Genomic DNA, 23,107 nt, shown 5'->3' with positions numbered 1-23,107 from the left:
TCAGTTACTGAGACGCCTTGGAAAAACCTATGGTCAACCGGTAGGTACAACGAACAAATGGTCCATATGTTTTATGATCAGTGTATGTGACAAACTTGTTTCTTAGAAGTGTGACATTTTTGTGAAAGTGTGAACAAATGGTTGTGAAAAGCAATGGCACTTGTTATGATAATAATGTGAGATAAGTCACAAACAAAACCCCTTTGTTTTGATTATGAAACTTTCTCCCATCCCCCTTTGTTTGTTTAGAGATGGAAAAAAGATGTGCGCAGCCCCGCACATCTTTTTTTATTTGCATTCCATAGGGTTATACAGTTGCTATTCTCCAATGTATTCCCAGTATGCATCATATTTCACAGGTGTTTTTTTAATGGCTTGCTGCAGTTTTAATTTTTTTAATTCCTTTTCGGTCTTGGCTTTGGTCCAATCGTAAACAACAGAAATTTCTTTTGTGCCGACAACTTGATAATAGCGGATAAATCGTTCGAGTGGAGGTTTGCATGATGGAACGGGTTCCCGTTGTAAAATTTGTTTCAATATCATAACATAGATGTCGTAAGGGTAAAGGCCGGAAATTTTAATACCCTGCTCCTCAGTATCCTGATTAAAAAATACGATTGTTGGAATGTAGTCCACTTCCATTTCCTGCGTCAACTTCAGGTCGGATTGAAATGCTTTTTTGGCTGTATCCGAGTAAAGATCGTCCCGGAATTCCTGGATATCTAGCCGAGCATTTTCAGCGCATTTCAGGAGTACGGTTTCATCGGATATATCCTGTTTTTTTAGGAATGCACTCTCTTGTACTTTTCGCAAAAACATTTTCCCTGCTTTTTTCCCTTGCAATTCCGCCGCTTTAATAGCGAGGGACGCGATCCATGGAGAACGTATGGGGTTATCAATCCATATATCACCGTCACAAGGCATGCCCGTGCGTGAAGCTGTTTTTTCCCATATTTCCTTCAAACGTTTTGGTTTATCAAATACATCTTTATTCAAGGTGTTTAGTTGTCCGCTTAAAATAGGTTGCAGTCTGAAAAAGCGACCATATTCAGTGGACAGTTTTTTAAGATAGGGTTCCAATGACCAGCATTCCGGACAAAGCGGATCAATAAAAACATAAACTTCCACTGGTTTTTGCATGAAATCGATGTAGTTATACGTTGACGATGTGTCTGTGTTATTGAAACGGGCAAGCTCAGGCTGATTCCAACGCACATCGATTCTCCTTTCTTGCCATGTATTCAAAAAGTGTCTGCGCCTATATACGGCATTGCTTGTGCATGCCGGTCTTTGTCTGACTGCTTTCAGAAATATAATTCGTTAATCTGGTGTGTTCATCATGTGTTGTGCCAGCATGGTTAACTTTTCAAATATAGCTGAACGATATGGTTCGTCTATGCCTGATTCAGTAAGTGCTGCGTCCATGCAACTAAGCCATGCATCCCGACGTTCCGGGGTGATTTCAAAAGGGAGGTGCCGTCGTTTCATCATGGGATGGCCTCGGTCTTCTGTATACCACCTTGGCCCGCCGAAAAGTTGTGTCAGAAACAGTCGTTGTTTTCTAGCTGTTTCTGTCAGGTCATCCGGGAAAATAGGCGTCAGTTTTGGGTGGTTTCCGACATGTTGATAAAATGCAGTCACTAATGTATCCACCACGTTAAAGCCACCAATAGCTTCGTAAATGGTTCCGGTTTTTGTCATTGCGTATTCACTCCCCCGGGTGGTTGTATATATTCTAGCAACGTAGTATGGGAAGCGCAACTAATCCGATTGTTCGTCCGATGCTGCCGTAAAGAAACGGCGGATTTTATTCGGTGTATTTCGCTGTTCAATCTGATAGTCATCAAGCAACTGCTGCATTGTGTTCAGGCCGGCTTGTTCAGATTCGGCTTCCAATTCAAGTTCATAGTCCGTCGTTTGAAGATACGTGTTCACATCCAGTACGAGCAATACATCCCCGTATACCAGTTCACGGCGATAGGTTGTCAGACTGCCGTAATACAAAAGGTCAGCAGCAGCTATTCCTTTATCAGCTATTTGTTTCAGTATTCCGTCAGCATTGGTGGGGTTTCCGGACAACCAGCTGTCTGCCTGTTGCTTGGTCAAATGGTCATGGGTTTCCAGTAATCCCGTGGTATGCGGTTCTTTCAGGGTCATCGTATAATCGCCGTTTTTTTCACGAATGCGCAGGGCACATCCCTGTTCTTTTAACGAAAAATTCGCTGTTTCAAAATAATGATTTGTTTGTGTCTGTCCCTCTTTCGGGAAAGGAAGGGTATTTAATAGTTGATCGAATTCATCCGCGGTGAGCATGTTTTTATATTCAATTTCAATTTCTTGTGTCATCAGTATGCCTCCATTTGTTCAGGACAATCAGCAACGGCCTTGTGAAGCCCAATGCTATTGATTTATTATGGCGAATGATACACAATTATGCAAAGAAAAACCTGTTCATGTGTTATTATGAGAATAGGAAGAGACGAGACAGGTGGTGAAAACATGAATTGGGAGGCTGTGCTTGCTCCTTATGCCCAAGCAGTAGAAGAACTAAAAATAAAATTGAAAGGAATCCGTAAACAATATGAGTATGAATCCAAACATTCTCCCATTGAATTCATAACCGGCCGTGTCAAACCGGTAAAAAGTATCCTGGAAAAAACAGAACTGAGAAATATTCCTTTGGACGGGGTCGAGGAACTTCCGGACATAGCAGGGGTGCGTGTTGTCTGTCCTTTCGTAGATGATATTTATGCCATTGTTAACATGATTCGTTCCCGTAAAGATTTGACCATCGCTGAAGAAAAAGATTATATCACCCATAAGAAAGCTAGTGGCTACCGGTCTTATCACATCATCATTGAGTACCCTGTTGAAACGATTCATGGAGTGAAAATGGTTTTGGCGGAGGTGCAAATCCGTACCCTCGCTATGAATTTCTGGGCGACAAATGAGCATTCGCTGAATTATAAATATAAAGGCCAAATTCCTTCTGCTATACAATCACGTCTGCAGCGTGCGGCAGAAGCAGCTTTCAGGCTGGATGAAGAAATGTCAGCTATTAAAAATGAGGTTTTGGAAGCAAAACGGATATTCCATCGAAAGTAGGGGGGCGGATTGTGAAATTTGCAATCGTATCAAAAGGTGATGAACGATCGAATAAAATACAAGCGACAATGAAGCAATATTTGACGGATTTTAAATTGGAATACAATGAAACAAATCCGGATCTGGTCATTTCCGTTGGAGGTGACGGAACCTTTCTGGAGGCTTTTCATAAATATATTCATTGCCTCGAATCAACAGCGTTTATCGGTGTTCATACCGGCCATTTAGGTTTTTATGCCGACTGGGTCCCGAGCGAGGTGGAAAAGTTGATTATTGAAATCGCTAAAACGCCTTTCCAGATTGTTGAGTATCCACTTCTGGAAGTTACCATCCGTGGAAAAGATGGTAAAGAAGAAGATCGGTTTTTAGCCATGAATGAAGCCACTATTAAAACAGCCGAGGGGTCTGTCGTTTTTGATGTGGAGATCAAGGGATCCCACTTTGAGACATTCCGGGGAGATGGGTTATGCATATCTACCCCATCCGGAAGCACGGCCTACAACAAAGCGTTGGGCGGAGGCATTATCCATCCGTCGATTGAAGCCATCCAGTTGACAGAAATGGCGTCGATCAACAACCGGGTTTTTCGAACGATTGGATCGCCACTTATATTGCCGAAGCACCATACATGCATGCTGAAACCGCTCGGGAATGAACGGACATTTCTCATTGCACTTGATCATTTCAGCAAAAACTATGCGAACGTAAAATCGATTCAATGCCGGGTTGCCACTGAACGTGTTCGTTTTGCACGCTTCCGACGATTCCCATTCTGGGACCGGGTCCGTGATTCGTTTGTAGCGGACGAAGGGGAATAAAATGAAGAGGCAGGTGCACGCGCATTGCATTGGGTTATCACAAAACAACATGACGGACAGGCCGTTGGTCATTATTTGCAGCACGAGTTATCATTTTCGAAAAGGCTGATCAAGCACATTATTCATGGCGGCGGTGATATCCGGGTCAATCAACAAAGGCAGACGCTGCGCTGCACGCTGCATGAAGGAGATGCTTTGACCGTCACGTTCCCGGCTGAACGAAAAGGTTCCCACATGGTACCGGAAACAATGCCGCTTGATATCGTCTATGAAGATGATGCCGTTCTCATTCTTCATAAACCGGCGGGGATCGCCTCTATACCATCGCGATTGCACTCATCTGGAACAATTGCCAACGGTGTGCTGGCCCATTATGAGAAGCAAGGTCTTCCGTATACGTTTCATGTTGTGACCAGACTGGACCGGCAGACGTCTGGTTTGATGCTGATTGCGAAGCATCGCTGGAGCCATTCAATGTTGTCGCATATGCAAAAAAAGGGATCTATATGGCGGGCATATTATGCTGTTATTGAAGGAAATCCGGAACAAGAAAAAGGTTCCATATGCAAACCAATTGGGCGCAAGAAAGACTCTATTATAGAACGAACGGTTACAACGGATGGCAAACATGCCGAAACGCATTATGAAGTGGTGGACACTTCATCCAGCCATACGCTTGTGGATGTTCGTCTGGAAACAGGGCGGACCCATCAAATACGTGTTCATTTTTCTCATATGGGTCATCCATTGGCAGGGGATGACTTGTATGGCGGATCGACAGACCGGGTTATCCGGCAGGCACTGCATTGCCATCAACTGCAGTTTGACCACCCGATCACAGGGGCACCGATGTGTTTTACCGCAGCCATTCCTTCTGATATTAGCCAGCTGATGCAGACAACATAACATACTGAAAAAGCCACACGATAATGGCGTGTGGCTTTTTCAGGAGGTCTACGGTTGTTCGCCGGTTGATATTTTCATAATTCGGTTGATAAATCTCAAATTTGGTCGATAAATAAGAAGTCCGGTTGATATCCCTACAATCCGGTCTATAAAATCCCTGATTCGGTTGATATTCTCATAATCTGGTCGATAAATTCTAAATCCCGGTTGATATTCTTGTCACCTCTTGCCTCATTAATCATACCACTTGGTTTCTTCAAACATATATTCTTTCGTACGTGAGTGAACATTGAGTACAATCCCGATTGCCAGCAAATATGATAGGGTCGAGCTTCCGCCATAGCTCAAAAATGGAAGCGGGATACCAGTGATCGGAAGCAGCTGAACGGACATGCCGATGTTTTGAAAAATTTGATACGCAAACATGGCAATGATTCCTGTGACAAGGTAACTCCCATAACGGTCATTACTTTGCAGTGCAATATGAATTAGCCGGTAAATCAGTAGGAAAAAAAGAGTGATGACGATGCTTGAGCCGATAAATCCAAACTGCTCCGCAATGGAGGTGAATATCATATCGGTATGTTGTTCAGGTACGTCTACTTCCATGTCACTGATGCCTTTGCCGATCAGTTGGCCGGATCCGATAGCAAGCATAGCTTTAATTAGTTGATAGCCGTCATCCTGGTTTTTATCTGGGTTAAGCCAACCAGTAAATCGGCCGGTCACATGGTCAAATCCCGATTTATCCAGAAATGCACTTACAGCGTCCGGGAAAAATATCCACGCCGCAAATCCTAGCAATCCTGCAGCAATAGCCGCAAGAAAAAGGGCGAACAGAATGTGCCACCGGATGCCGGAGACGAGTATCATGCTGGCGGTGATTGCCCCAAGAACGAGAAATGTGCCAAAATCCGGCTGCGTCATTATAAAAAACATAGGAGGTGCGGCCAGCGCACTGATTTTCAAAAGAAGCAACACATCCGTTTTCATCGTCTTGTCGCTATATTTTTGGTTATGCTTGAAAATGATATGAGCAAGCATCATTATAAGAATGATCTTCATAAATTCACTGGGCTGGACTGTCCCTATAACCGGAATTTGGAACCAGGATACGGATCCCTTTACTTCAGGGACAATGCCGGGTGGAAATTTCAAAAATAACATCACTAGTGACAGCACACCAATGCTGTATAAAACCCAGGTAATTTGGTGGAAGCGATCATAGTCGATCAGCATAATGGCTGTAATGACGACACTGCCACCGACATACCATTTAGTCTGTTGTAACCAAAAATGGATTTCATCAAACTTTGGCGGCAAATTGGGCTCCATCAAATATAGTGTGGATATACTGATAAGACAAAGAAGGATTAAAATGGATAGTAACGTATAGTCTATATTAAGAGTTGATCTATTTTTCATGGGTTTTTAACCTTACTTTCTGCGTAGTCTCGTTTGCTTTTAAACGTTTGGTACAGGGGTTCCTGTTCGGTAAGTAGAGGTAAATTGATTTCCCCAGTATCTTCAGTTTACATGATACAACTCAATAATTTAAGTGCTGTGTTGAAAAATGATTAACGTTTAAGGAAATTTACATGAAATGGTATAATGTGGCCGTGAGGAAGGAAGGACGTGATGTTGTTGGAAAACACAGATGTGAACAAAAGTCAATGGGAGGATCTTCATACATATATTGACAATGATGAAATGGAACCGTTCCGTGACGAATTTCTGTCGATGCATCCATATGATCAATCCCTGTTTTTTGAAAAGCAACAGGAATATGTCCGACAGCATATTTATACATACTTGTCTCCAAATGAAACAGCCGATATCATGGAACATATTGAACTGGTGGATATCAAACCGTTCATAACAGAAATGGATCCGCGATTTGCTGCGATGGTTATTGGGGAAATGGCAACGGATGATGCGGTCGATATTCTGAATGAACTGGACAAAGATGTCGTTGTCAGTTTGTTGACGATGATGGATGCAAAGGACGCTGATGAGATCAAAGAGCTGCTGCATTACGAGGAGAAAACTGCCGGCAGTATCATGACGACAGAGTTTGTCGCTGTTCATCAGACAAAAACGGTTAAAGATACGATGAATTTCCTCAAAGCAGAAGCGCCGGATGCTGAAACTATTTACTATTTATACGTCATTGATGCGGATAAACATTTGGTCGGGGTCGTTTCACTGAGAGACTTAATTGTCGCAGAAGAGGATGTTCGCATTTCTGATGTGATGAATGAAAATGTATTTGCTGTATCGGTTGGAAAAGATCAGGAAGAGGTATCGCAAATGATGCGTGATTATGACTTTCTGGCTTTGCCTGTCGTTGATTTTCAACATCATTTACTCGGAATTATAACATTTGATGATATTTTGGACGTGATGGACGAAGAAGCAACTGACGACTATTCCAAGTTGGCTGGTGTGACCGATACAGATCGTCCTCAGGATGGAGCTTTTGCTGCAGCAAAAAAACGTCTTCCATGGCTCGTCATTCTATCATTTTTAGGCATGCTGACAGCAAGTTTGATTAACCAATTTGAGAAAACACTTGATCAGATGGCCGTTCTGGCTATTTTTATTCCGCTGATTGCCGGAATGAGTGGCAATACGGGAACACAAGCTCTTGCGGTTGCTGTGCGGGGACTGGCGACAGGAAATTTCAGCAAAGAAGGGAAATGGAAACTTATTCTGCGTGAGGCTTCAACAGGGATGATCACCGGTGCTGTCTGTGGAACGGTCATTACGGCTATCGTTTATGTATGGCAGGGAGATTTTTTCCTTGGATTATTGGTGGGTGTATCCATTATGGCGACATTGATTGTAGCCACATTATCCGGGGCCTTGGTGCCTATTTTTATGGATAAGCTTCAAATTGATCCGGCGGTTGCATCAGGACCATTCATTACGACGATCAACGATATCATTTCCATTCTAATATATTTTGGCCTGGCAACGGCATTCATGCAACTTCTCATATAGAAAATCCTGGGATTTATAGGCAAACACACATTCATAAGCCCATTCATACACTAACGTAACGAATGGATACAAAGGAGTGTGTGGAAATGGGAAACAAAAAAAGTGCCAACAGTCCATTGTTGTATATTCAACAGCCGACGACCCGAACACCGGAAGCACCGATGCAAAGCAGTTATAAAACACCAAAAAAGTCAGATACAAAAAACCAATCCATGACAACGAAAAGTTCTGTCAAACGATCAGGCGGCCGGAATTCCTTTTTTGAGCAAGAAAAGGTTGAAAATAAACATCCGGCTGATACTGCAGGGCCGGCTGATCCACAAGCGAACGATGATGATAACATAGAGGAAAAAGATGCATCCCACAATGACACAACAAGCGAACACCGGAAGCAATTTAAAGATATGTCGCTTCAGGAGCGCGTTGAATATTTTCTGAACAGACCGGCACACGTTCCTCCAATGCGCTGTGAAATTAAGACGAATGAACGACGTTATCGCGGAATCATAACCGATTATCAGGACGAAACCGTCTACGTGCGCGTAGGAAGGCGTTCCACCCCGACTGCTATTTCATTTAGTGAGATTCATGATATACAAATGGTTGGGTTTTAACGACATCCGTCCATCCATTAAGAAAAAAGGTGCTCCGGGTTGACCGGAGCACCTTTATGATAGGTCGTTAAAATGCGTTTATTGCTGGCAGGCATGTGACATGGCAGAAGCAATTTGAATCAACGGTGATGCAAATGCCGGTTGCACGTAGATTACTGGTATCCTGGTCAACCGGATTATCCGGATTTCTGCTCGTGTCACCCGGGTCACGAAGCAATTCTACGACAGCACAGCAGTCATCATCCACCCGTTTGACCCGGAAGTAGAAGCTGGCCATCATGTCACCAATGTTATCCGGGTTGGCACCGAATCCTTTGAATGGTTCACAGTTGTCTTCACAGTACAGGATAACAGGCACGGTGTCCAGCCCGTTTCCTTGATCGGTGTCACCAAGCAGATCGTTTATTGATTTTTCACAGCTGGTGGTGCAGCAATTCTCAACGACATCGTTTTGCGCGTTAGCAATTTCCTTTAGAATATCACAGACGCAGTTGCCTGTTTCATGATATTTTCCACAACCCATGAATAAATACCCCTTTCATTAGGTGATTGACGTAGTGTCCCTAACAGGGTATGTGCTGATACGAATAAAGTGTGGGCAGGCGTCATGATGGATAAATATTATTTTTACAGATAGAGCCAAAATTAAAAGGGTGGAATAATTATGTTGTGATCCTGGTATAAAAGAAAGGAGAAAACTGTTTCATTGAATGGGCAGTCTTCTCCGGCAATTGTTCCAAAATGGGGACGTCACTTATCGTTGTCTCTTATATTATATGTCATGGCAAACAGATGCTGTTGATCCGGCTGCCATTCCGCATAAGATACATCGTCAACGGCGGAGATGTTTTGCAGGTGTAATGTTTGGACAAGCCATTCTTCAGTCAGTTTAGCTTCTTTCAGGTTATCCCAAACAATTTCGCCATCGCTGATTAATGTTTTGGCGATTTTTACTGGTGCGGGCGGGACGTTTAGATCTGATTTGGTCGGGGTCTGATAATCCGATTTTTTCAAAACGGACACCTTCCCATCCGTCTCCAGCACTGCGTATTCCACTTCTTCCAAAGAAAATACATCTTTTTCCCGCAGTAAATGTTGTAGTTGATCGATATCCAATCGATTTTTTTTCAGTTCATCATACATAAGTTGCCCCTTATAAATAGCCATTGATGGCTTTCCTTCAAGAAACCCCCTGCTTCCTTTGTAGCGCTGGGAAATTTTTTCGATAATGTACAATAATAATCCCCATAATACAATGACAAACGTCATCTCGGTAATTCCGGCCTTTTTTTCAAACAATGCATTCCCGACAAATTCACCGAGAATAATGGCAGAAATGAAATCAAACGGCGTCAGTGCGTTAAGCTGTGATTTCCCGAGAAATTTCACAAGAAAAAATAGGGCAATGAACCCAAATACGGTATCTATAAACATAAAAAAATACTCGTTCAATGCATTTTCCCCCTTTTGATACAGTCCTTAGCATAACCAAAACAGGGATAACAATGCATTGTGTGAAAAATAATGTAATCAATTAGGGCATCAGTCAAGGGCGTTTTGTCGTATATGGCTGATCCACGCACTCCTATGAATGCGTAATAAAAAAGATATCCCCTTTGCTTTAAAGGGATACCTCTGTCACGCTAATGATTTGGTCATGGTCACATGAGGAATGCCTGCATCCATGAACTCATCTGATACCACTTCATAGCCAAGCCGTTTATATAAGGAGACGGCTCGAATCTGAGCATTTAAGGTCGCTGTTTGGAATCCTTTTTGTTTAATGGTGTCTTCCATGGCCCGAATGATTTGCGAACCGTGCGATTTGCCACGCTGATGCTGAACAACACAAATGCGTTCCAGCTTTCCGTAGCTATCGGTGAAGCGTACACGGGATGCAGCAATCGGTTCATTATCTTCATAGCCGACTAAATGGATAGCTTTGTTGTCGTATTCATCCATTTCCAACTCCAAAGGAACGCGTTGTTCTTCAATGAATACGATGGAGCGAACGCTATACGCATCTTCTTGTTCTTTAGCTGTCGCAGCTTGTTTAATGTTCATACATATTCCTTCCCGAATACAAAGGTTTCGTATACAGTCCAAATGCCATTGTCCAGTTGATAAACAAGGTTGAATCGGTCAATGGTATCCCGTATTTGAATATCTTTCATACTGATGCTGCCGTAAACGTCGGAGTACTCATCATCAGTCAATTCTTGTGCAATGGTAATGTGCGGCACAAATGAGTAGGTCCGTTCACCGGGGAATTTTTCCGTATGCATGTTATCGGATAGATCATATAATTGTTGAGTCGGCTCCACTTTTAAATAAATGGTATTGGTAACCGGTGCAAACGTACTTACTTTATTGATGCTGATAGCAATTGGATCTGTCTGATTGGCGATGTGTTTCAGCTCTGTCACTAGTTCCTCAATTTTTTGATCGTTTGCTTCAAATTCCTCTTTTAGCGTCAAATGCGGCGGAACTAGAGCATAATGCGGGTCATAGCGTTTTCTGTAGGAATTAATTTCATCTTGAACAGGTTTGGTTGGAAAAGCAACAATACCATATTTCATACAAAGCCTCCTTATATTAATGGTTATTCGGTAGAAACAATATAGCTTTTATTATAACAAAAAAAGGCTTGCATTAGAAAGTGAAACGGTTGAGAGTTTTGTGAATTCAATTAAAAAGGGCTGCGAAAGCGTGTTTCAAATCGTCTTGCCAATATTTCCATGTATGGTTTCCATGTTCTAGCTCGTGATAAACACTTGGCAATCCTTTTTTCTTGATGTGTTCGTGCAATTGGCGGTTTGGTGTAAGAAAATCAGCCTGTCCGCCATCGGTCGTATGAACCGTCGTTTCATCGGTTCCAATGGTATGATAAGTGGAAACAGGATGCAGTGTTTGGGCTTTCGTTACTGTGTCAAGGACGGTGTCATCGACATAAGGAGACTGCATAATGACATTACCAAACGTTTTCGGATATTTCAGAGCAGTCATTAAAGCCAGTGTCCCCGCCAGCGAATCACCAATCAAGGCACGGGAATGCCCCACTTGGCTGGAGGGAAGCCGCTCGTCCAGAAAGGGCACAACTTCTTGTACAAGAAATGACATGTACGCCTTCTGCTGACTGCCATTTGGATGGTACTTTTGTTGTCGGTCATACTTGTCCTGATAATGGATACCAATAAGAATAGTGTTTTCCATGTCTCCATTCTCATGCAACCGGTCACTCAGTGTTGCAGCCCGTCCAAGCTGATAATAATCATCACCATCTTGCATGATGGCAAGGCGATATGTATCAAGAGAGGAAACACTTTCCGGTACATATATTTTTAACAACATGGTTTCTTCTAAATAATGACTGTCCAATCGTTCGTCCATCATTTTTCCTTTGCGTCCGATGATAGTCACCTCATTACTGTTATTTTTTTCTTTTTCATTGTATCATGTTTGTCGCTAAGTCGTTAATGTGGGCAGATTTGTTGTTTTTGGAAATGATTTTTAAGGATAGTTCTCAGCTCTGTTATCAAAACTATGGATTGGGGACTTATCTTTTAAAAAGGAGTGCTGGAGAATGAACAATGTAATGACATCAGTCATGGCTGTTGGTGCTGCAGGGGCAGCCATTTATGGTATTCGCAAAGGGATGCAGAATGGAACATTTCAGCGTATGCCGCAATCGATTTCCAATATGATGAATAACAACCAGATGCAAAACAATGCTAAACAGCAGTCAGCTGGGGGGAATATGCCCACTCAGCAATTTACAAGCCAAATGAAAAACAGCACTACGGGATCACAGAACAAACAGCAACAAATGGGTTACCAAATGACATCCCAGTAAGTAGGAAGAGATGGCTTTTTGTAGCCATCTCTTCATTTACCTATAATTCATGTCCTAGGTGTATATACTATTTGAAAAACCACACATGCAGGTGAGTTGGCTCATGTTGTTATTTATCGGGAAAATCATTATCCTTTATTTTTTTACAATCAGCATTATCAGGCTAATGGGGAAGTCTGCATTTGCTCAATTAACAGCACATGATCTCGCAGGGATATTTTTTGTTATTTCCATAGCCGCCGGTCCAGTTGTTACAGAAAGCTTTTTAAAAACAATTGTCGGTCTTACCCTGGTTGGCTTGATACATGTCGGGTTTTCCAAGTTGATGTTGGTCAATTGGATTAATCGAATTTTTATCGGTAAACCCACGATTGTCATTAAGCATGGCAAATTGATTAAAGCCAATTTGAAATGGTCCACATTATCACTGGCGGAAATTTTGTCAGAAGTACGCGAAAAAGGCTATCCGGACATTACATTAATTGAACATGCGTTAATTGAACCAAATGGTGCTATCAGTGTCATACCCAAACAGAATTCCGCACCCGTAACCCCTGCACAAATGGGGATGAAAATGGATTATCAAGGGGTTCCGATTTCCGTGGTCGTTGAAGGACGTATCCAGCACAAAAATCTGTCTCTTGCCAATCTTGATGAACAGACTCTTAGGAACAAGCTCGATCAAGAGGGATATCCGGATTTGCAAAATATTTTTTACGCTGCTGTCCGTGATCATGATCATTCGCTTACGATTGATACAGGGGACGGAGAACGTGTATAACGATGCGTCGCTTTTTTAGCTGTGTAAAAAAGGAGGACAAAATATATTGACATATGCTAATGAATGGGGTATAGTAATACTTGTCGATAAAAAATTAATCAAAACGATTCCGTAGCTCAGCTGGGAGAGCGCATGCTTGACAGGCATGAGGTCGGTGGTTCGAGCCCACTCGGAATCATAATTGGCATCATATCAACGTTTAAAAGGTTATATAAGTAGTATTTTGTTATCTGGTTGCAGATATAATTGCTACTATTCAAATTAGTCACTTCACATCTAAAGATGGGAGGTGGCTTTTTTTTGTTGTTAAAGTTTGCTCTACAAGAGTTTATTGAAGATAGGGAATTTCAAAATTTATCGGAAACGACGCTAACAAGTTACAAGGATACATTTAAACAATTTGAAGAATTTTGCACATCTAAAGAAATTGTCAATGTCAATGATGTAACGACAAACACCATCAAAAGTTATATCAATCATTGCCGTAAATTAGGAAATAATACAACTAGCACAAACAGCAAACTTAGGCGGTTGAAGGCGTTATTCAATCATCTAGTAAATGAAGAAGTAATAAAAACAAATCCTGCTTCTAAATTATCGTCATCAAAAGAGGATATAAAAATTGAAGTATTTAGTGATAATCAGGTTAAACAAATGCTTAACTATTATAGACGTATCAAGAAACGTGAGAAGTCATTTTTTGCGTATAGGGATTACACAATAATTGTTGTATTACTGTCTACTGGTCTTAGGCAAACGGAACTTACCCATTTGAAATGGGCAAACATTGACTTTAACTATTACACCTTGAAGGTATTTGGTAAATCAAGAAAAATTGAAACAATACCGTTGACCGAGAAGTTAGTTAAAGAATTGGCAAGTTACAAAGTGTATTGTGAGCAGACGTTTGGCAAGGACAATTTAAACGATTATGTATTTACCAATCGTCAAAATAAACCACTATCTGCTAATGCTGTACAGAATGTATTTAAGCGATTATCCAAAATAATGAACTTTAAAGATGTTAGATTAAGTAGTCACACATTCAGACACACGTTCTGTCAAAGATGTATTCAGTCAGGAATGAGTACGTTTGCTGTCCAAAAATTAATGCGCCATTCGTCAATTTCAACGACTGAACGTTATGCGGCTATGTGGGGCAATGATTTAGCGGAACAGAATGATAAATACAATCCATTAAATAATTTAGAGGTGTAAAGGAGAGAATCAAATGGAAGTACAAAATGAAAATGGCAGAATCAAAGTGGAAGCAAGTTATGATGAAATGGCAAACATCATCTATGCGCTAGATATGTTTAATGCAACCAATGACAATCAAACAACAAAAGATTTAGCATTCCAATTACACAATCCAATGGTTGTTAAAAAATAAGCCAAAATAAATAGGGCTAATGTTGTTCACAGCAACACTAACCCCTTAAAACTAAATAGAAACTACCTAAAACCTGTAACCTTATAATACCAAAAAAAACAGGGTATTACAAGGCGTATTTAGTAATGTCTTTTTTAGGTTGTTTCTTTGGTGGACTTGCCAACTTACACCAATCAAAAATAAACTGGAAAGGTATAGGACTGAGCCGATGCAATTAAATCAGTATAGGTGACAATGAACGGTTTCTCTATTACGTTCGTCACTGAAGGGTGAAAGCCACCTTAAAACGCTGATTGTTAGGACAGTTTGAGGTAAATGTACCTGCAAGATATTCCATAAGTACCTTTTAGGGAAACCACTAGGGCAAATTGACGTGAGTAGGAATATTGAGATTATTAATCTCACAACAATAGAGTTTATATACGGATACCATATCGTGATATACGATAATAATTATTAAAGTTGTCTTGTCTTTTGTTCATCTGATAATTATTTTTTATCTTTTGAACATAGGCAAGGCAACTTTTTGGCCGTTGTCCATTCGTTCAACCGATAATAGCCAAAACCCAATTCTGAATCAAGGGAGAAATACTCTTTGCAAATTTTGGTAAAATGGAAAAATTTGTGGTACAATAATATTATAATAAATTAAATGGTTGGAGGTTATTGAATCATGTGGACATTGTTTGTGGTTTTATCAGTGGTTATAATTTTGTTTTTAGTATTTTTAACAGATTATTTACCTAAACATCAAGCCAGAATTGTAAAAATATCAAGTATAATTGGTGTGCCAATTTGTATGTTGCTTTTTGTTTCGATTATTCCATCAAATGATTATGATAGTGATAATTACTACGATACAGAAGATCCTGAAGATATGACAGAAGAACAGTTTGAAGATTTCATGGAATGGAAATTGGAAAAAGATAATAACGAAAATAAAATGTTTGAATAATTGTTTAAGTCACCTAAAAGGTGGCTTATTTTTATGTTTATTTTAAGAAGGAGCGGTGGTGTTAAAAATCATTATACTAATCATAGTATACAGAATATTCTTGACAATTGATTTAATCGGTAGTATTATAGAATTAGGTCAAAGATAGTCAAAGTCAAAATCAAAACAGATTAAAGGAGAGATTTAAGAATGGAATTTAATAATGAGTTGGCAATGTTGGAAGTACCAAAGATCAATGAGGTTGTTGAAAAATTTAGTAACGGTGACATTAATTGGACACAACAACAGTTTGAAAGTTTCCTAGAAGGAATCAAAGTTGACCAAGTAGCAAAGAATTTTCAGGATGATTACTTATATCATGATGTTGTAGGGAATATGTTTAGTGTGGATGAATGGGAAGATATGGATTCACAAGAAGTGTACGATGAACTTAAACTTAACTATCCAGAGTGGTTAGAAGGAATATTAGTAGATGTAGGGTATGAAGAAGAAGCAAATGAACTATCCAAAGAAATTGAACAAAATATGATGACACTTATTTAAAGGTTAGGGATTATACCCTTTCCTTTTTTATGTTGAGGAATTTTTGATGTTTAAGACCGAAAAACTAGCGAAATAGAATGGTATTTATCTTAATAGAATAGAATAACGTTCGATTCTGGTAAATCTTTGTAATCCTTGTGTGTCAATTGATTTGAAGTTTGTATATTTTTGCCATAACAGCAAAAACATTGATTTAAAAATAATATTTATAAAAATTGAACCGTCTCTAAGGGAGAAAAAGCGAGAAAATGGAAATCCTTTAAAGCCCACCATATCAACATTTATTTAAAAATGGTAATTATATAAGTTACATAAACGTTGCCATTACTGTATTTTGTTGAGGTTAAAAAATAACACCATATAGGAGAATAATGTTCGATTCTTAAAAATCTTTGTATCCTTTGTCTGCCAACTGATTTGAAGTTTGGATATTTTTACCATAACAGCAAAAACACTGATATGACAACATTGTTTCTAAAAATTGGATTGCCTCTAAGGGAGACAAATGTGAAGTGATAGAAATCGTGAGAAGTACCATTACATCAACATTGATAAAAGTCAACATACTTTCATTGTTGTCGTGGCAGTGTTTAGTAGTTATGCCATGAAGGAAGATGTGGACAATAAGTGATATTTATCTTATTAGGTGCTATCACAAAAATAATTGCCACGATAAGCGTACTTCAACCACTGTCATATTAGTATTCTTACAGTGCCCAAGTAGAGGGGAAGCATGTAACGACTTTTAACCTGATATTTTTCTTAATAGGTGTATATGATGTTGTAACGATTTAGAAAAATAGAAAAATCCCAAACCCCTTGACATACAAGGGATACAGCGTTTATTGGTATAAGAGTTAATAATGGAAGGGAAGCAAAATGTTAGTATTAGCATTTAGAAGATACCTAAAAATACTTTATACAAGGTACTTTTAGATGTTACCAGTACACATGTATATATGGAGAGAAGATGAAAACCTAACGCAATAGACCCTTATTTATCTTAGTAGGGTGTAAGCATGTAGCGAAATGGAAAAATCCTAAACTTATTGACACACAAGGGTTATAGAAGTTGCTAGTATAAGAGTTAATAATGGAAGGGAAATAATATTGATATATGTTATAGGATAAGTCACTCTATATAGATAGGGTATCTGCTTTAAATATTTAAGGTAATTACACGAAAAAAGTGGTAAAAAATATTCCAAAAGTGCATATAAGGGATGGGGAACTTTAAATATTTAAAAGAGATTAGTACAATCTCTAGCATATTTAAGCATTAATAATACCTAGTTTTACCAGTTTATTTATTACGTCAGAACTTCATGTTTTGACTTCCGTTTTTTGATGGGTAGTCGGTTATCGGCTACCTTTTTTTCTGTTTTTTTATTCATAAATATGAGTATTTTAAAAATTTTTTATTCATAAATATGAACGAGTATATATAATCACTTTTATCTTTAATTGGGGGTGATTGCATGGAATTTTTGACACAAATACCGATTGAAACATGGATGTCACAAGGCGTATTCGCTGTTTTATTTGTATTTTTATTGTTAGATACAAGGAAAGAAGCAAAAAAACGTGAAGATAAATTAAACGAGCAAATTAATAATCAGAATCAGGTACAAGGCAAGATAGTACAGACGTTGGAAAGGTTAGAAACAAAAATATCAAGTTTGACGAACAATAAGGGGGATAAGTAGTTATGGCAGAGATTACAGCAGATGCTTATACGTTACTAAAAAAGCATATAGTAGAAAACTGGACAAGAGTTATATTATTTGATGACAAAGACAATAATATTGTTACCATAGACAGTACCGATAGTCGTTTTAGTTGGATTCATGCAACGAAACAAATGACATTGGGATACGATAGCGTGGGTAATCCAATGAAAGAAGATGTACCAGATTCGCAAACACTGAAATTAGAAATTGTTTTAACAGGTTCAGACAGCGACGTTAGTTTAGATACAACATTTGCCAAAATTGAATTGAATGAAATAACTGGTTCATCCTATGAAAATCCAAGTGACAAAGTTGTATCAACTGAAACATTCACTAACTTCACGATTTCCAAAGATGGCGACAAATTGACTGTGACCCACGAAATTGAAGTACCCCAAGTTAAGTAAAGGGGGGTGTAGTAAATGGCAACCTTAATAAAAACACCCCAAGATTTAGATAATATAAGAAATGATTTATCGGGTACATATGAGTTAGCAAATGACATTGATATGAGTGGCTTTGGTGACTTAACACCATTAAGTAATATAGATAATCGTTTCACTGGTTCTTTTGATGGTAAAGGGCATGTTATTCGTAATCTAACTATTAATAGTACCACAGATTATGTTGGTCTATTCGGTATAGACAATGGTTCAACTATTAAAAATGTTGGATTGTTGAATGTAATTGTATCAAATACAGGCAGTCATACAGGTGCGTTAATTGGTCGATTATACGGAACAGTTGACAAATGCTATTCAAAAGGAACAGTTGATGGTGCTGATAATACAGGTGGTCTAATTGGTTCTGCATATGGTGGAATTACAAATGACAGTTATTCTCATGCAAATGTGACAGGTAATAAATATGTTGGTGGATTCATTGGTCATGGCGGTGCTGGTTATTCAAACGCAGAATTATATAGATGTTATTCAATGGGAACAGTATCAGGAACAAGTGATGTTGGTGCATTTATAGGTTATTATGATGGTACAACCATGAAGAACGCCTATTATAATTCAGATGTTTATTCCACAGACCCTAAAGCAACAGGATTGACAACAACACAGATAGGTCAAAAGTCATCTTATACAGATTGGGATTTCACAAATACATGGTTGATGGATGGAGAACCTTATCTACGAGTTTTAGGTAAACCAACAACACCATCTAAAGAAGAAAGCAGAACCACTATATCATACACCAATCCAATTTATTCCAGTATTAGTATTGACTTACCACCACAATCTGAAAATGTAACGGTAAATACATTCGTAAGTAAGGTCACAGCCAACACAAACGTTGCACAAATAACAAATAAAAATGTCTCGACCTATGTATCCTCAATCCATTCTAAAGCCACACAGGACGCTGTATCACCAAATACAGATACTCGTAATGTAACAGGATATATTAGCCCAATTCAATCAAATGTCATTACAGATACCTTTTCACTAAATAAGGGTAATCTTAATGTAACAAGTTATATAAATCCGATTCAAGCAAATGTCAATGCTGTATTCAATCGAGGGGAAATATCGGTTAATAGAAACGTATCAAGCCATATCAATCCAATAGTAACTGATGTAATCACACCAATAGACAGTTTACCTATGATTGGTCATATCAGTATAATTAAGAATTTTTCAAATACTGAAATACATACCAATCCAACCAATACAACTTTTGTTGTAAATCCATCGTATAGCGAGGTGGTGAAGTGATATATCAAGGTGACACAGTACGGTTAAAATGTAACTTTAAGTCGTTGAATGGTCAAGCAATAGACCCTAGTAATCCTACTTTGACATTGTATGACGATACGCAAAAACAAATTAAACAGATTACATTAGATGACACCAATAAGCAAGATAAAGGTGTCTATTTTTATGACTACACTGTACCCGATGACAAACAAGAAGTGATATTCGAGTTTCGAGGGGAACATAATAAAAATCCAGTTGTAGTCAGGGATAGTATTGATATTGGGTTTGTTTAGTTTAAATGTCCTTTAAATGTAGATGTTTGTTGGCTCGTTTACATTAAAGGTATTTTAAAAGTTAAATTAAAAAAGGAGAGATTTACAAATGGCAGAAGAAAATCCAGAACAACAAGAACAACAAGGACAAGGCAATCAGGAACAGGAGCAAGAGCAAGTGGAAACAGTCAATAAGGCAGATTATGACAAGGTTGTAGCAGAACGTGATGACTTGTTGCAGTACAAGCCACATGAGCCATCGGAAGAAGAACAACAATTCCAACAGCAGAAACAAGAGTTGTTCGACGAAAAGGTTAATTTGCAGTTGGAAAAGAATGGGCTATCTAATTTTAAAGATGTAATCAAGGTAAATGATGAAGATGAATTGAATAATACAATTAAGTCATTAAATAAAATTGTCAAACAAGTCAAGTTGGATTCGGGCTATGTGCCTGAACAACATGCCAAAGATGATGAGTATTCAAAATTTGAAAAAAATGGTAACACAGAAGGTATGATTGGAACTAAGTTAGCAAAATTGTTCAAGTAATGGGAAATATTTCCCAAAATATATAAAACTATAACTAAAACTAATAGAAAAGGATGATTAATATATGTTTACGAATAGTAACTTTACACCGGCAGAACAGGTGTCACTTAGTAATGAGATTGCAAAGGTAGGCGTACAATCTACACCATTTACAAGTATGTTGATGCAGAAAGGTAACATTGAAAGGGCAAATTCTACGATTTATAGTTTCATTGAAAAGGTTCTCGATAATACGGACGATATTACACAAGAAGAAGGCGCAGATGCTACTAATTTTTATTCAAGTAATCGGAAAGAACTTAACAATATTATGGAAATCTTTAGTAAAGGCGTATCTATCAGTGGTTCAGCACAAGCAATGAAACAAGGTCAACTATCCCAAGAGGTAAATGACCGTCTTACCGAACTCAAGATTGCTATGGAAAAGAAGTTAATTACGGGCAAAAAGCAGGATGGCTCTACTGGCAAGCGTAAAATGTCTGGTCTGATTGAGTTTGCCGATTCCAGTAACGCTGTATCTACAACTGGAAATATTAAGGAACAAACAATCAAAGATGCCATGCAGAAGTTGTGGAATAAAGATTTGATGGAAGGCGAATATTATGCACTAGTAAACGCAGACGTAAAAGAAAATATTGACAAGATTTACGAAAATAATTACAATTACGTCCACCAAACCACAAATTTTGGGGCATTGGCTAATTCAGTGAATACCAACTACGGTACGGTACACTTCCTTTTAAGTAAGCATGTACCTGCTAACAAGGCAGTATTCTTTAATTCTGCCTATACTGATTTGGCATATCTTCGTGAGCCATCTTTTCAACCATTGGCTAAAAATGGTGATAGTAACCGTGCATTGGTTGTTGCTGAATCTACACTTAAAGTTGCAAGTCCGAAAGCCGTATCCGTTGTAACAACTAACACCAAAGCATAGTAATCACATAAATATTAGAGGGTATCCGATTGGGTATCCTCTTTTTAATTTAATTATCGTGGTATCTACCACGTTAAAAAGTGTAAATCCAAAAAAGGAGAAAAGAAAATGGAAGAAAAGGAGTTGTATCTATTAAAGCGTAGACGCAAAGGAATCGGTCAGAAGTACCTATCACAAGAATTATCTTGTAACCAATCTCTAATAAGTAAATTCGAGAAAGATAAATGTACAATGTCCGATTACAGGATAAGGAAATACAAAGAGATAATAGATAATTAATTTTTACAAATAATCAAAAAACGGAGGTGAAAATGTGAAGGATACAACATAATTGTCCACTTCTTTGACCGTTTTAGTAAATCAATCGCAATGCTAAAACATTATGGTCTTAGAGTGGCAGGAAGAAAAATGTTCCCAAAATGAGGAAAATGAATAACCCCCCTATATTAGGGGGATAGCCGAATAATTGGAAGTGGAAGATTAGTTTCTTTCACATGTAACAGATGAAAAAAGAATTAAGAGATAAGATGCCTGAATGGTGTTTTGCGCCCGAGCGCAATTATTCAACAGTTTTAACAAATGATATAGATAGTTTAGTAGGTTGTGCCATTGAACATGAAGTAAATGGCAATCAGATAAATTATTTTTATGACTTTGACAATATATATAAACAAGACAAAAATGTCCGAAAGCCATCACTAGGGATTGATTTAGCATTGACATATGGTAAATGTTGGGATAATCATGTCACACGCATACAACATGATAGCCATGTCAATCCGCAATCGGCAAATGTAAATTCAATCCTAAATATATCAGGTAACAATTATTTTGATAAATATGCAGGAAGTACCGCATTATTAATGTGGTCTTTTTACGGATTGCCATTGCCACCAACAAAATTAGGCAAGATGTTGTTATTATCTATTGATAGTGCATTCTTAGGACACTATGACGACAAATTCAAAGACGTACATAACAAATATTTAAGGTTATTAGGATTTGAAGAATTGATAACCATTCTCAATGAAACAGATAAGCAAGATTATTATGATTTGATACGTAAATATAAGTTAAATTCAGACATTAAAATTAATGAAGATGGCTATTTACAGACAGAACTTCCATTTGAAGTGCTGTCAGAGGGCTTAAATTTGCAATTAGATTTACCTAGTCGACCATTCCATTTGCAAAATGAATATGAGAGCAAATATGGTACGGTGACTGGCAACGAATCAGGTAAGTTGAAGCCGAATGTAGTCAGTTTCGCATTGACGAATCGAAAATTTTACAAATACACAGTAAAAATATAAAGGGGAAATTTGAAGATGACTATTAGAAATGAAGATTTATTTTATTGTTATTCTAAAAATTTGAGTGACCATATTTATCATTATACAGGTGGTCACAACGGTGGAATTGTTCCATTGACAGTGGCAATCAATCCAAAGAGTGGGAACACATTCTCACTTTATGCGAAGTCACCTGAATTACAAAAGGCGTTAGACGCTTACAAGAATCAAAATGAGTAATTCCCATTGCAAAATTTTGTGTGTATAGGTATGACATTAGTAGTTATAATATACACCGTTGCAGAATCTTGTATATTTAGGGATAACTTAAAAGCAATCATATCAAGGGTTTTGGGAATTTGGCATATAAAAGTGTGTAAAATTTCTACTTTTCCCTTGACTCCATTGCAGAATTATGTATAATGAGGGATAGGAAAGTAGTTATCCATTGCAGAATTATGTGTACACAGGGATTTATATGTAAAAGTATAAAAAAGTATCTAAATCCCTTTTATGGCAATGGTTTTGGCTATTCAGGTTAAAGAACCCCATTGCAGAATTTTGTATTTTTAGGGGTAACAGAAGGAAATCCACTGCAAAAAAATGTACACATAGGGATATAATTAATTTTAAGTAATAATATTAATAA

The 23,107-nt window shown here is 38.4% G+C and carries 28 protein-coding genes and 1 tRNA gene; 20 read left to right on the top strand and 9 right to left on the bottom strand.

The genetic code is table 11. The annotated features are described in order from the left end of the window. Positions 1-318 precede the first annotated feature (318 nt). From ABDZ72_RS03490 to ABDZ72_RS03480, 3 genes are all read right to left on the bottom strand, one after another. Positions 319-1,215, bottom strand: coding sequence for a ClpXP adapter SpxH family protein (locus ABDZ72_RS03490; protein ID WP_343751188.1), 897 nt, complete (start codon positions 1,213-1,215; stop codon positions 319-321). 105 nt (positions 1,216-1,320) lie between these two features. Next, positions 1,321-1,701: a globin domain-containing protein gene (locus ABDZ72_RS03485; protein WP_343751186.1), complete on the bottom strand. Its 381-nt coding sequence runs from the start codon at positions 1,699-1,701 to the stop codon at positions 1,321-1,323. Between the two features lie 60 nt (positions 1,702-1,761). Next, a complete protein-coding gene (locus ABDZ72_RS03480) occupies positions 1,762-2,346 on the bottom strand; it encodes a CYTH domain-containing protein (RefSeq protein WP_343751184.1) in 585 nt (194 codons plus the stop codon). Positions 2,347-2,499: 153 nt separating this feature from the next. Here ABDZ72_RS03480 and yjbM point away from each other — a divergent pair, with 153 nt between their 5' ends. Genes yjbM through ABDZ72_RS03465 form a run of 3 tightly spaced genes read left to right on the top strand, consistent with a single transcriptional unit; the run spans position 2,500 to position 4,829 of the window. Then, a complete protein-coding gene (gene yjbM / locus ABDZ72_RS03475; protein WP_343751182.1) occupies positions 2,500-3,105 on the top strand; it encodes a GTP diphosphokinase in 606 nt (201 codons plus the stop codon). 11 nt (positions 3,106-3,116) lie between these two features. Next, positions 3,117-3,923, top strand: a complete 807-nt coding sequence (locus ABDZ72_RS03470; protein ID WP_343751180.1) for an NAD kinase — start codon at positions 3,117-3,119, stop codon at positions 3,921-3,923. Positions 3,924-3,947: 24 nt separating this feature from the next. Next, positions 3,948-4,829 (top strand): RluA family pseudouridine synthase, encoded by an 882-nt coding sequence (locus tag ABDZ72_RS03465; protein WP_343751178.1) that lies wholly within the window; start codon positions 3,948-3,950, stop codon positions 4,827-4,829. Between the two features lie 234 nt (positions 4,830-5,063). Here ABDZ72_RS03465 and ABDZ72_RS03460 read toward each other — a convergent pair whose 3' ends face one another. Next, a complete protein-coding gene (locus ABDZ72_RS03460; protein ID WP_343751176.1) occupies positions 5,064-6,254 on the bottom strand; it encodes an FtsW/RodA/SpoVE family cell cycle protein in 1,191 nt (396 codons plus the stop codon). Positions 6,255-6,467: 213 nt separating this feature from the next. Here ABDZ72_RS03460 and mgtE point away from each other — a divergent pair, with 213 nt between their 5' ends. Both mgtE and ABDZ72_RS03450 read left to right on the top strand, forming a co-directional pair. Continuing rightward, positions 6,468-7,832 carry a magnesium transporter gene (gene mgtE, locus ABDZ72_RS03455; protein WP_343751250.1) on the top strand — a complete coding sequence of 455 codons (1,365 nt, stop codon included), beginning with the start codon at positions 6,468-6,470 and terminating at the stop codon, positions 7,830-7,832. Positions 7,833-7,918: 86 nt separating this feature from the next. Further along, the gene (locus ABDZ72_RS03450; protein ID WP_343751175.1) at positions 7,919-8,446 is read left to right on the top strand and encodes a CotO family spore coat protein; all 528 of its coding nucleotides are present in this window, start codon (positions 7,919-7,921) and stop codon (positions 8,444-8,446) included. A 67-nt stretch (positions 8,447-8,513) separates the two neighbouring features. Here ABDZ72_RS03450 and ABDZ72_RS03445 read toward each other — a convergent pair whose 3' ends face one another. The 5 genes from ABDZ72_RS03445 to ABDZ72_RS03425 all read right to left on the bottom strand — a co-directional run bounded on the left by ABDZ72_RS03445 (position 8,514) and on the right by ABDZ72_RS03425 (position 11,866). Then, positions 8,514-8,969, bottom strand: a complete 456-nt coding sequence (locus tag ABDZ72_RS03445) for a CotY/CotZ family spore coat protein (protein WP_343751173.1) — start codon at positions 8,967-8,969, stop codon at positions 8,514-8,516. Between the two features lie 227 nt (positions 8,970-9,196). Next, the gene (locus ABDZ72_RS03440; protein WP_343751171.1) at positions 9,197-9,898 is read right to left on the bottom strand and encodes a DUF421 domain-containing protein; all 702 of its coding nucleotides are present in this window, start codon (positions 9,896-9,898) and stop codon (positions 9,197-9,199) included. 186 nt (positions 9,899-10,084) lie between these two features. Beyond that, the gene (locus ABDZ72_RS03435) at positions 10,085-10,510 is read right to left on the bottom strand and encodes a GNAT family N-acetyltransferase (protein WP_343751169.1); all 426 of its coding nucleotides are present in this window, start codon (positions 10,508-10,510) and stop codon (positions 10,085-10,087) included. Beyond that, positions 10,507-11,025 carry a YjcG family protein gene (locus ABDZ72_RS03430; protein ID WP_343751168.1) on the bottom strand — a complete coding sequence of 173 codons (519 nt, stop codon included), beginning with the start codon at positions 11,023-11,025 and terminating at the stop codon, positions 10,507-10,509. The genes ABDZ72_RS03435 and ABDZ72_RS03430 overlap by 4 nt, the downstream gene beginning before the upstream one ends. A 106-nt stretch (positions 11,026-11,131) precedes the next feature. Beyond that, a complete protein-coding gene (locus tag ABDZ72_RS03425) occupies positions 11,132-11,866 on the bottom strand; it encodes an alpha/beta hydrolase (RefSeq protein ID WP_425542340.1) in 735 nt (244 codons plus the stop codon). Positions 11,867-12,029: 163 nt separating this feature from the next. Here ABDZ72_RS03425 and ABDZ72_RS03420 point away from each other — a divergent pair, with 163 nt between their 5' ends. From ABDZ72_RS03420 to ABDZ72_RS03350, 15 genes are all read left to right on the top strand, one after another. Beyond that, on the top strand, positions 12,030-12,299 hold the full coding sequence (locus ABDZ72_RS03420; RefSeq protein ID WP_343751165.1) for a hypothetical protein: 270 nt from the start codon (positions 12,030-12,032) through the stop codon (positions 12,297-12,299). A gap of 103 nt (positions 12,300-12,402) precedes the next feature. Further along, on the top strand, positions 12,403-13,080 hold the full coding sequence (locus ABDZ72_RS03415; protein WP_343751163.1) for a DUF421 domain-containing protein: 678 nt from the start codon (positions 12,403-12,405) through the stop codon (positions 13,078-13,080). Positions 13,081-13,185: 105 nt separating this feature from the next. Next, a tRNA-Val gene (locus tag ABDZ72_RS03410) sits at positions 13,186-13,258 on the top strand. Between the two features lie 122 nt (positions 13,259-13,380). Beyond that, the gene (locus ABDZ72_RS03405) at positions 13,381-14,298 is read left to right on the top strand and encodes a tyrosine-type recombinase/integrase (RefSeq protein ID WP_343751161.1); all 918 of its coding nucleotides are present in this window, start codon (positions 13,381-13,383) and stop codon (positions 14,296-14,298) included. A gap of 13 nt (positions 14,299-14,311) precedes the next feature. After that, positions 14,312-14,473 carry a hypothetical protein gene (locus ABDZ72_RS03400; RefSeq protein WP_343751159.1) on the top strand — a complete coding sequence of 54 codons (162 nt, stop codon included), beginning with the start codon at positions 14,312-14,314 and terminating at the stop codon, positions 14,471-14,473. Positions 14,474-15,146: 673 nt separating this feature from the next. Beyond that, entirely contained in the window at positions 15,147-15,428 is a 282-nt protein-coding gene (locus ABDZ72_RS03395) for a hypothetical protein (RefSeq protein ID WP_343751157.1), read from the top strand. Between the two features lie 189 nt (positions 15,429-15,617). Next, positions 15,618-15,971: a hypothetical protein gene (locus ABDZ72_RS03390; RefSeq protein WP_343751155.1), complete on the top strand. Its 354-nt coding sequence runs from the start codon at positions 15,618-15,620 to the stop codon at positions 15,969-15,971. Positions 15,972-17,449: 1,478 nt separating this feature from the next. Further along, a complete protein-coding gene (locus tag ABDZ72_RS03385) occupies positions 17,450-17,677 on the top strand; it encodes a BhlA/UviB family holin-like peptide (protein ID WP_343751152.1) in 228 nt (75 codons plus the stop codon). 2 nt (positions 17,678-17,679) lie between these two features. Next, a complete protein-coding gene (locus ABDZ72_RS03380) occupies positions 17,680-18,108 on the top strand; it encodes a hypothetical protein (RefSeq protein WP_343751150.1) in 429 nt (142 codons plus the stop codon). A 15-nt stretch (positions 18,109-18,123) separates the two neighbouring features. Further along, positions 18,124-19,425, top strand: coding sequence for a M26 family metallopeptidase (locus ABDZ72_RS03375; RefSeq protein WP_343751148.1), 1,302 nt, complete (start codon positions 18,124-18,126; stop codon positions 19,423-19,425). Then, the gene (locus ABDZ72_RS03370; RefSeq protein WP_343751145.1) at positions 19,422-19,700 is read left to right on the top strand and encodes a hypothetical protein; all 279 of its coding nucleotides are present in this window, start codon (positions 19,422-19,424) and stop codon (positions 19,698-19,700) included. The genes ABDZ72_RS03375 and ABDZ72_RS03370 overlap by 4 nt, the downstream gene beginning before the upstream one ends. An 88-nt stretch (positions 19,701-19,788) precedes the next feature. Then, on the top strand, positions 19,789-20,229 hold the full coding sequence (locus ABDZ72_RS03365; protein ID WP_343751142.1) for a hypothetical protein: 441 nt from the start codon (positions 19,789-19,791) through the stop codon (positions 20,227-20,229). Positions 20,230-20,293: 64 nt separating this feature from the next. Beyond that, positions 20,294-21,166, top strand: a complete 873-nt coding sequence (locus ABDZ72_RS03360; protein WP_343751140.1) for an SU10 major capsid protein — start codon at positions 20,294-20,296, stop codon at positions 21,164-21,166. A 503-nt stretch (positions 21,167-21,669) separates the two neighbouring features. Beyond that, entirely contained in the window at positions 21,670-22,479 is an 810-nt protein-coding gene (locus ABDZ72_RS03355) for a hypothetical protein (RefSeq protein WP_343751138.1), read from the top strand. 15 nt (positions 22,480-22,494) lie between these two features. After that, the gene (locus ABDZ72_RS03350; RefSeq protein WP_343751136.1) at positions 22,495-22,698 is read left to right on the top strand and encodes a hypothetical protein; all 204 of its coding nucleotides are present in this window, start codon (positions 22,495-22,497) and stop codon (positions 22,696-22,698) included. Positions 22,699-23,107: the final 409 nt, after the last annotated feature.

Source organism: Lentibacillus halophilus (assembly GCF_039522485.1).
Taxonomy (GTDB): Bacteria; Bacillota; Bacilli; order Bacillales; family Amphibacillaceae; genus Lentibacillus; species Lentibacillus halophilus.
The sequence above is the reverse complement of the archived record's forward strand: the minus strand, read 5'-3'. Positions and strand labels throughout refer to the sequence as shown.

Bases quoted from the DNA above. Each gene is read 5' to 3' on its own strand.
- ABDZ72_RS03485 (WP_343751186.1), bottom strand. From the start codon at position 1,701: ATGACAAAAACCGGAACCATTTACGAAGCTATTGGTGGCTTTAACGTG.
- ABDZ72_RS03480 (WP_343751184.1), bottom strand. From the start codon at position 2,346: ATGACACAAGAAATTGAAATTGAATATAAAAACATGCTCACCGCGGAT.
- yjbM (WP_343751182.1), top strand. From the start codon at position 2,500: ATGAATTGGGAGGCTGTGCTTGCTCCTTATGCCCAAGCAGTAGAAGAA.
- ABDZ72_RS03460 (WP_343751176.1), bottom strand. From the start codon at position 6,254: ATGAAAAATAGATCAACTCTTAATATAGACTATACGTTACTATCCATT.
- mgtE (WP_343751250.1), top strand. From the start codon at position 6,468: ATGTTGTTGGAAAACACAGATGTGAACAAAAGTCAATGGGAGGATCTT.
- ABDZ72_RS03450 (WP_343751175.1), top strand. From the start codon at position 7,919: ATGGGAAACAAAAAAAGTGCCAACAGTCCATTGTTGTATATTCAACAG.
- ABDZ72_RS03445 (WP_343751173.1), bottom strand. From the start codon at position 8,969: ATGGGTTGTGGAAAATATCATGAAACAGGCAACTGCGTCTGTGATATT.
- ABDZ72_RS03435 (WP_343751169.1), bottom strand. From the start codon at position 10,510: ATGAACATTAAACAAGCTGCGACAGCTAAAGAACAAGAAGATGCGTAT.
- ABDZ72_RS03430 (WP_343751168.1), bottom strand. From the start codon at position 11,025: ATGAAATATGGTATTGTTGCTTTTCCAACCAAACCTGTTCAAGATGAA.
- ABDZ72_RS03420 (WP_343751165.1), top strand. From the start codon at position 12,030: ATGAACAATGTAATGACATCAGTCATGGCTGTTGGTGCTGCAGGGGCA.
- ABDZ72_RS03415 (WP_343751163.1), top strand. From the start codon at position 12,403: ATGTTGTTATTTATCGGGAAAATCATTATCCTTTATTTTTTTACAATC.
- ABDZ72_RS03400 (WP_343751159.1), top strand. From the start codon at position 14,312: ATGGAAGTACAAAATGAAAATGGCAGAATCAAAGTGGAAGCAAGTTAT.
- ABDZ72_RS03395 (WP_343751157.1), top strand. From the start codon at position 15,147: ATGTGGACATTGTTTGTGGTTTTATCAGTGGTTATAATTTTGTTTTTA.
- ABDZ72_RS03390 (WP_343751155.1), top strand. From the start codon at position 15,618: ATGGAATTTAATAATGAGTTGGCAATGTTGGAAGTACCAAAGATCAAT.
- ABDZ72_RS03385 (WP_343751152.1), top strand. From the start codon at position 17,450: ATGGAATTTTTGACACAAATACCGATTGAAACATGGATGTCACAAGGC.
- ABDZ72_RS03380 (WP_343751150.1), top strand. From the start codon at position 17,680: ATGGCAGAGATTACAGCAGATGCTTATACGTTACTAAAAAAGCATATA.
- ABDZ72_RS03375 (WP_343751148.1), top strand. From the start codon at position 18,124: ATGGCAACCTTAATAAAAACACCCCAAGATTTAGATAATATAAGAAAT.
- ABDZ72_RS03365 (WP_343751142.1), top strand. From the start codon at position 19,789: ATGGCAGAAGAAAATCCAGAACAACAAGAACAACAAGGACAAGGCAAT.
- ABDZ72_RS03360 (WP_343751140.1), top strand. From the start codon at position 20,294: ATGTTTACGAATAGTAACTTTACACCGGCAGAACAGGTGTCACTTAGT.
- ABDZ72_RS03355 (WP_343751138.1), top strand. From the start codon at position 21,670: ATGAAAAAAGAATTAAGAGATAAGATGCCTGAATGGTGTTTTGCGCCC.
- ABDZ72_RS03350 (WP_343751136.1), top strand. From the start codon at position 22,495: ATGACTATTAGAAATGAAGATTTATTTTATTGTTATTCTAAAAATTTG.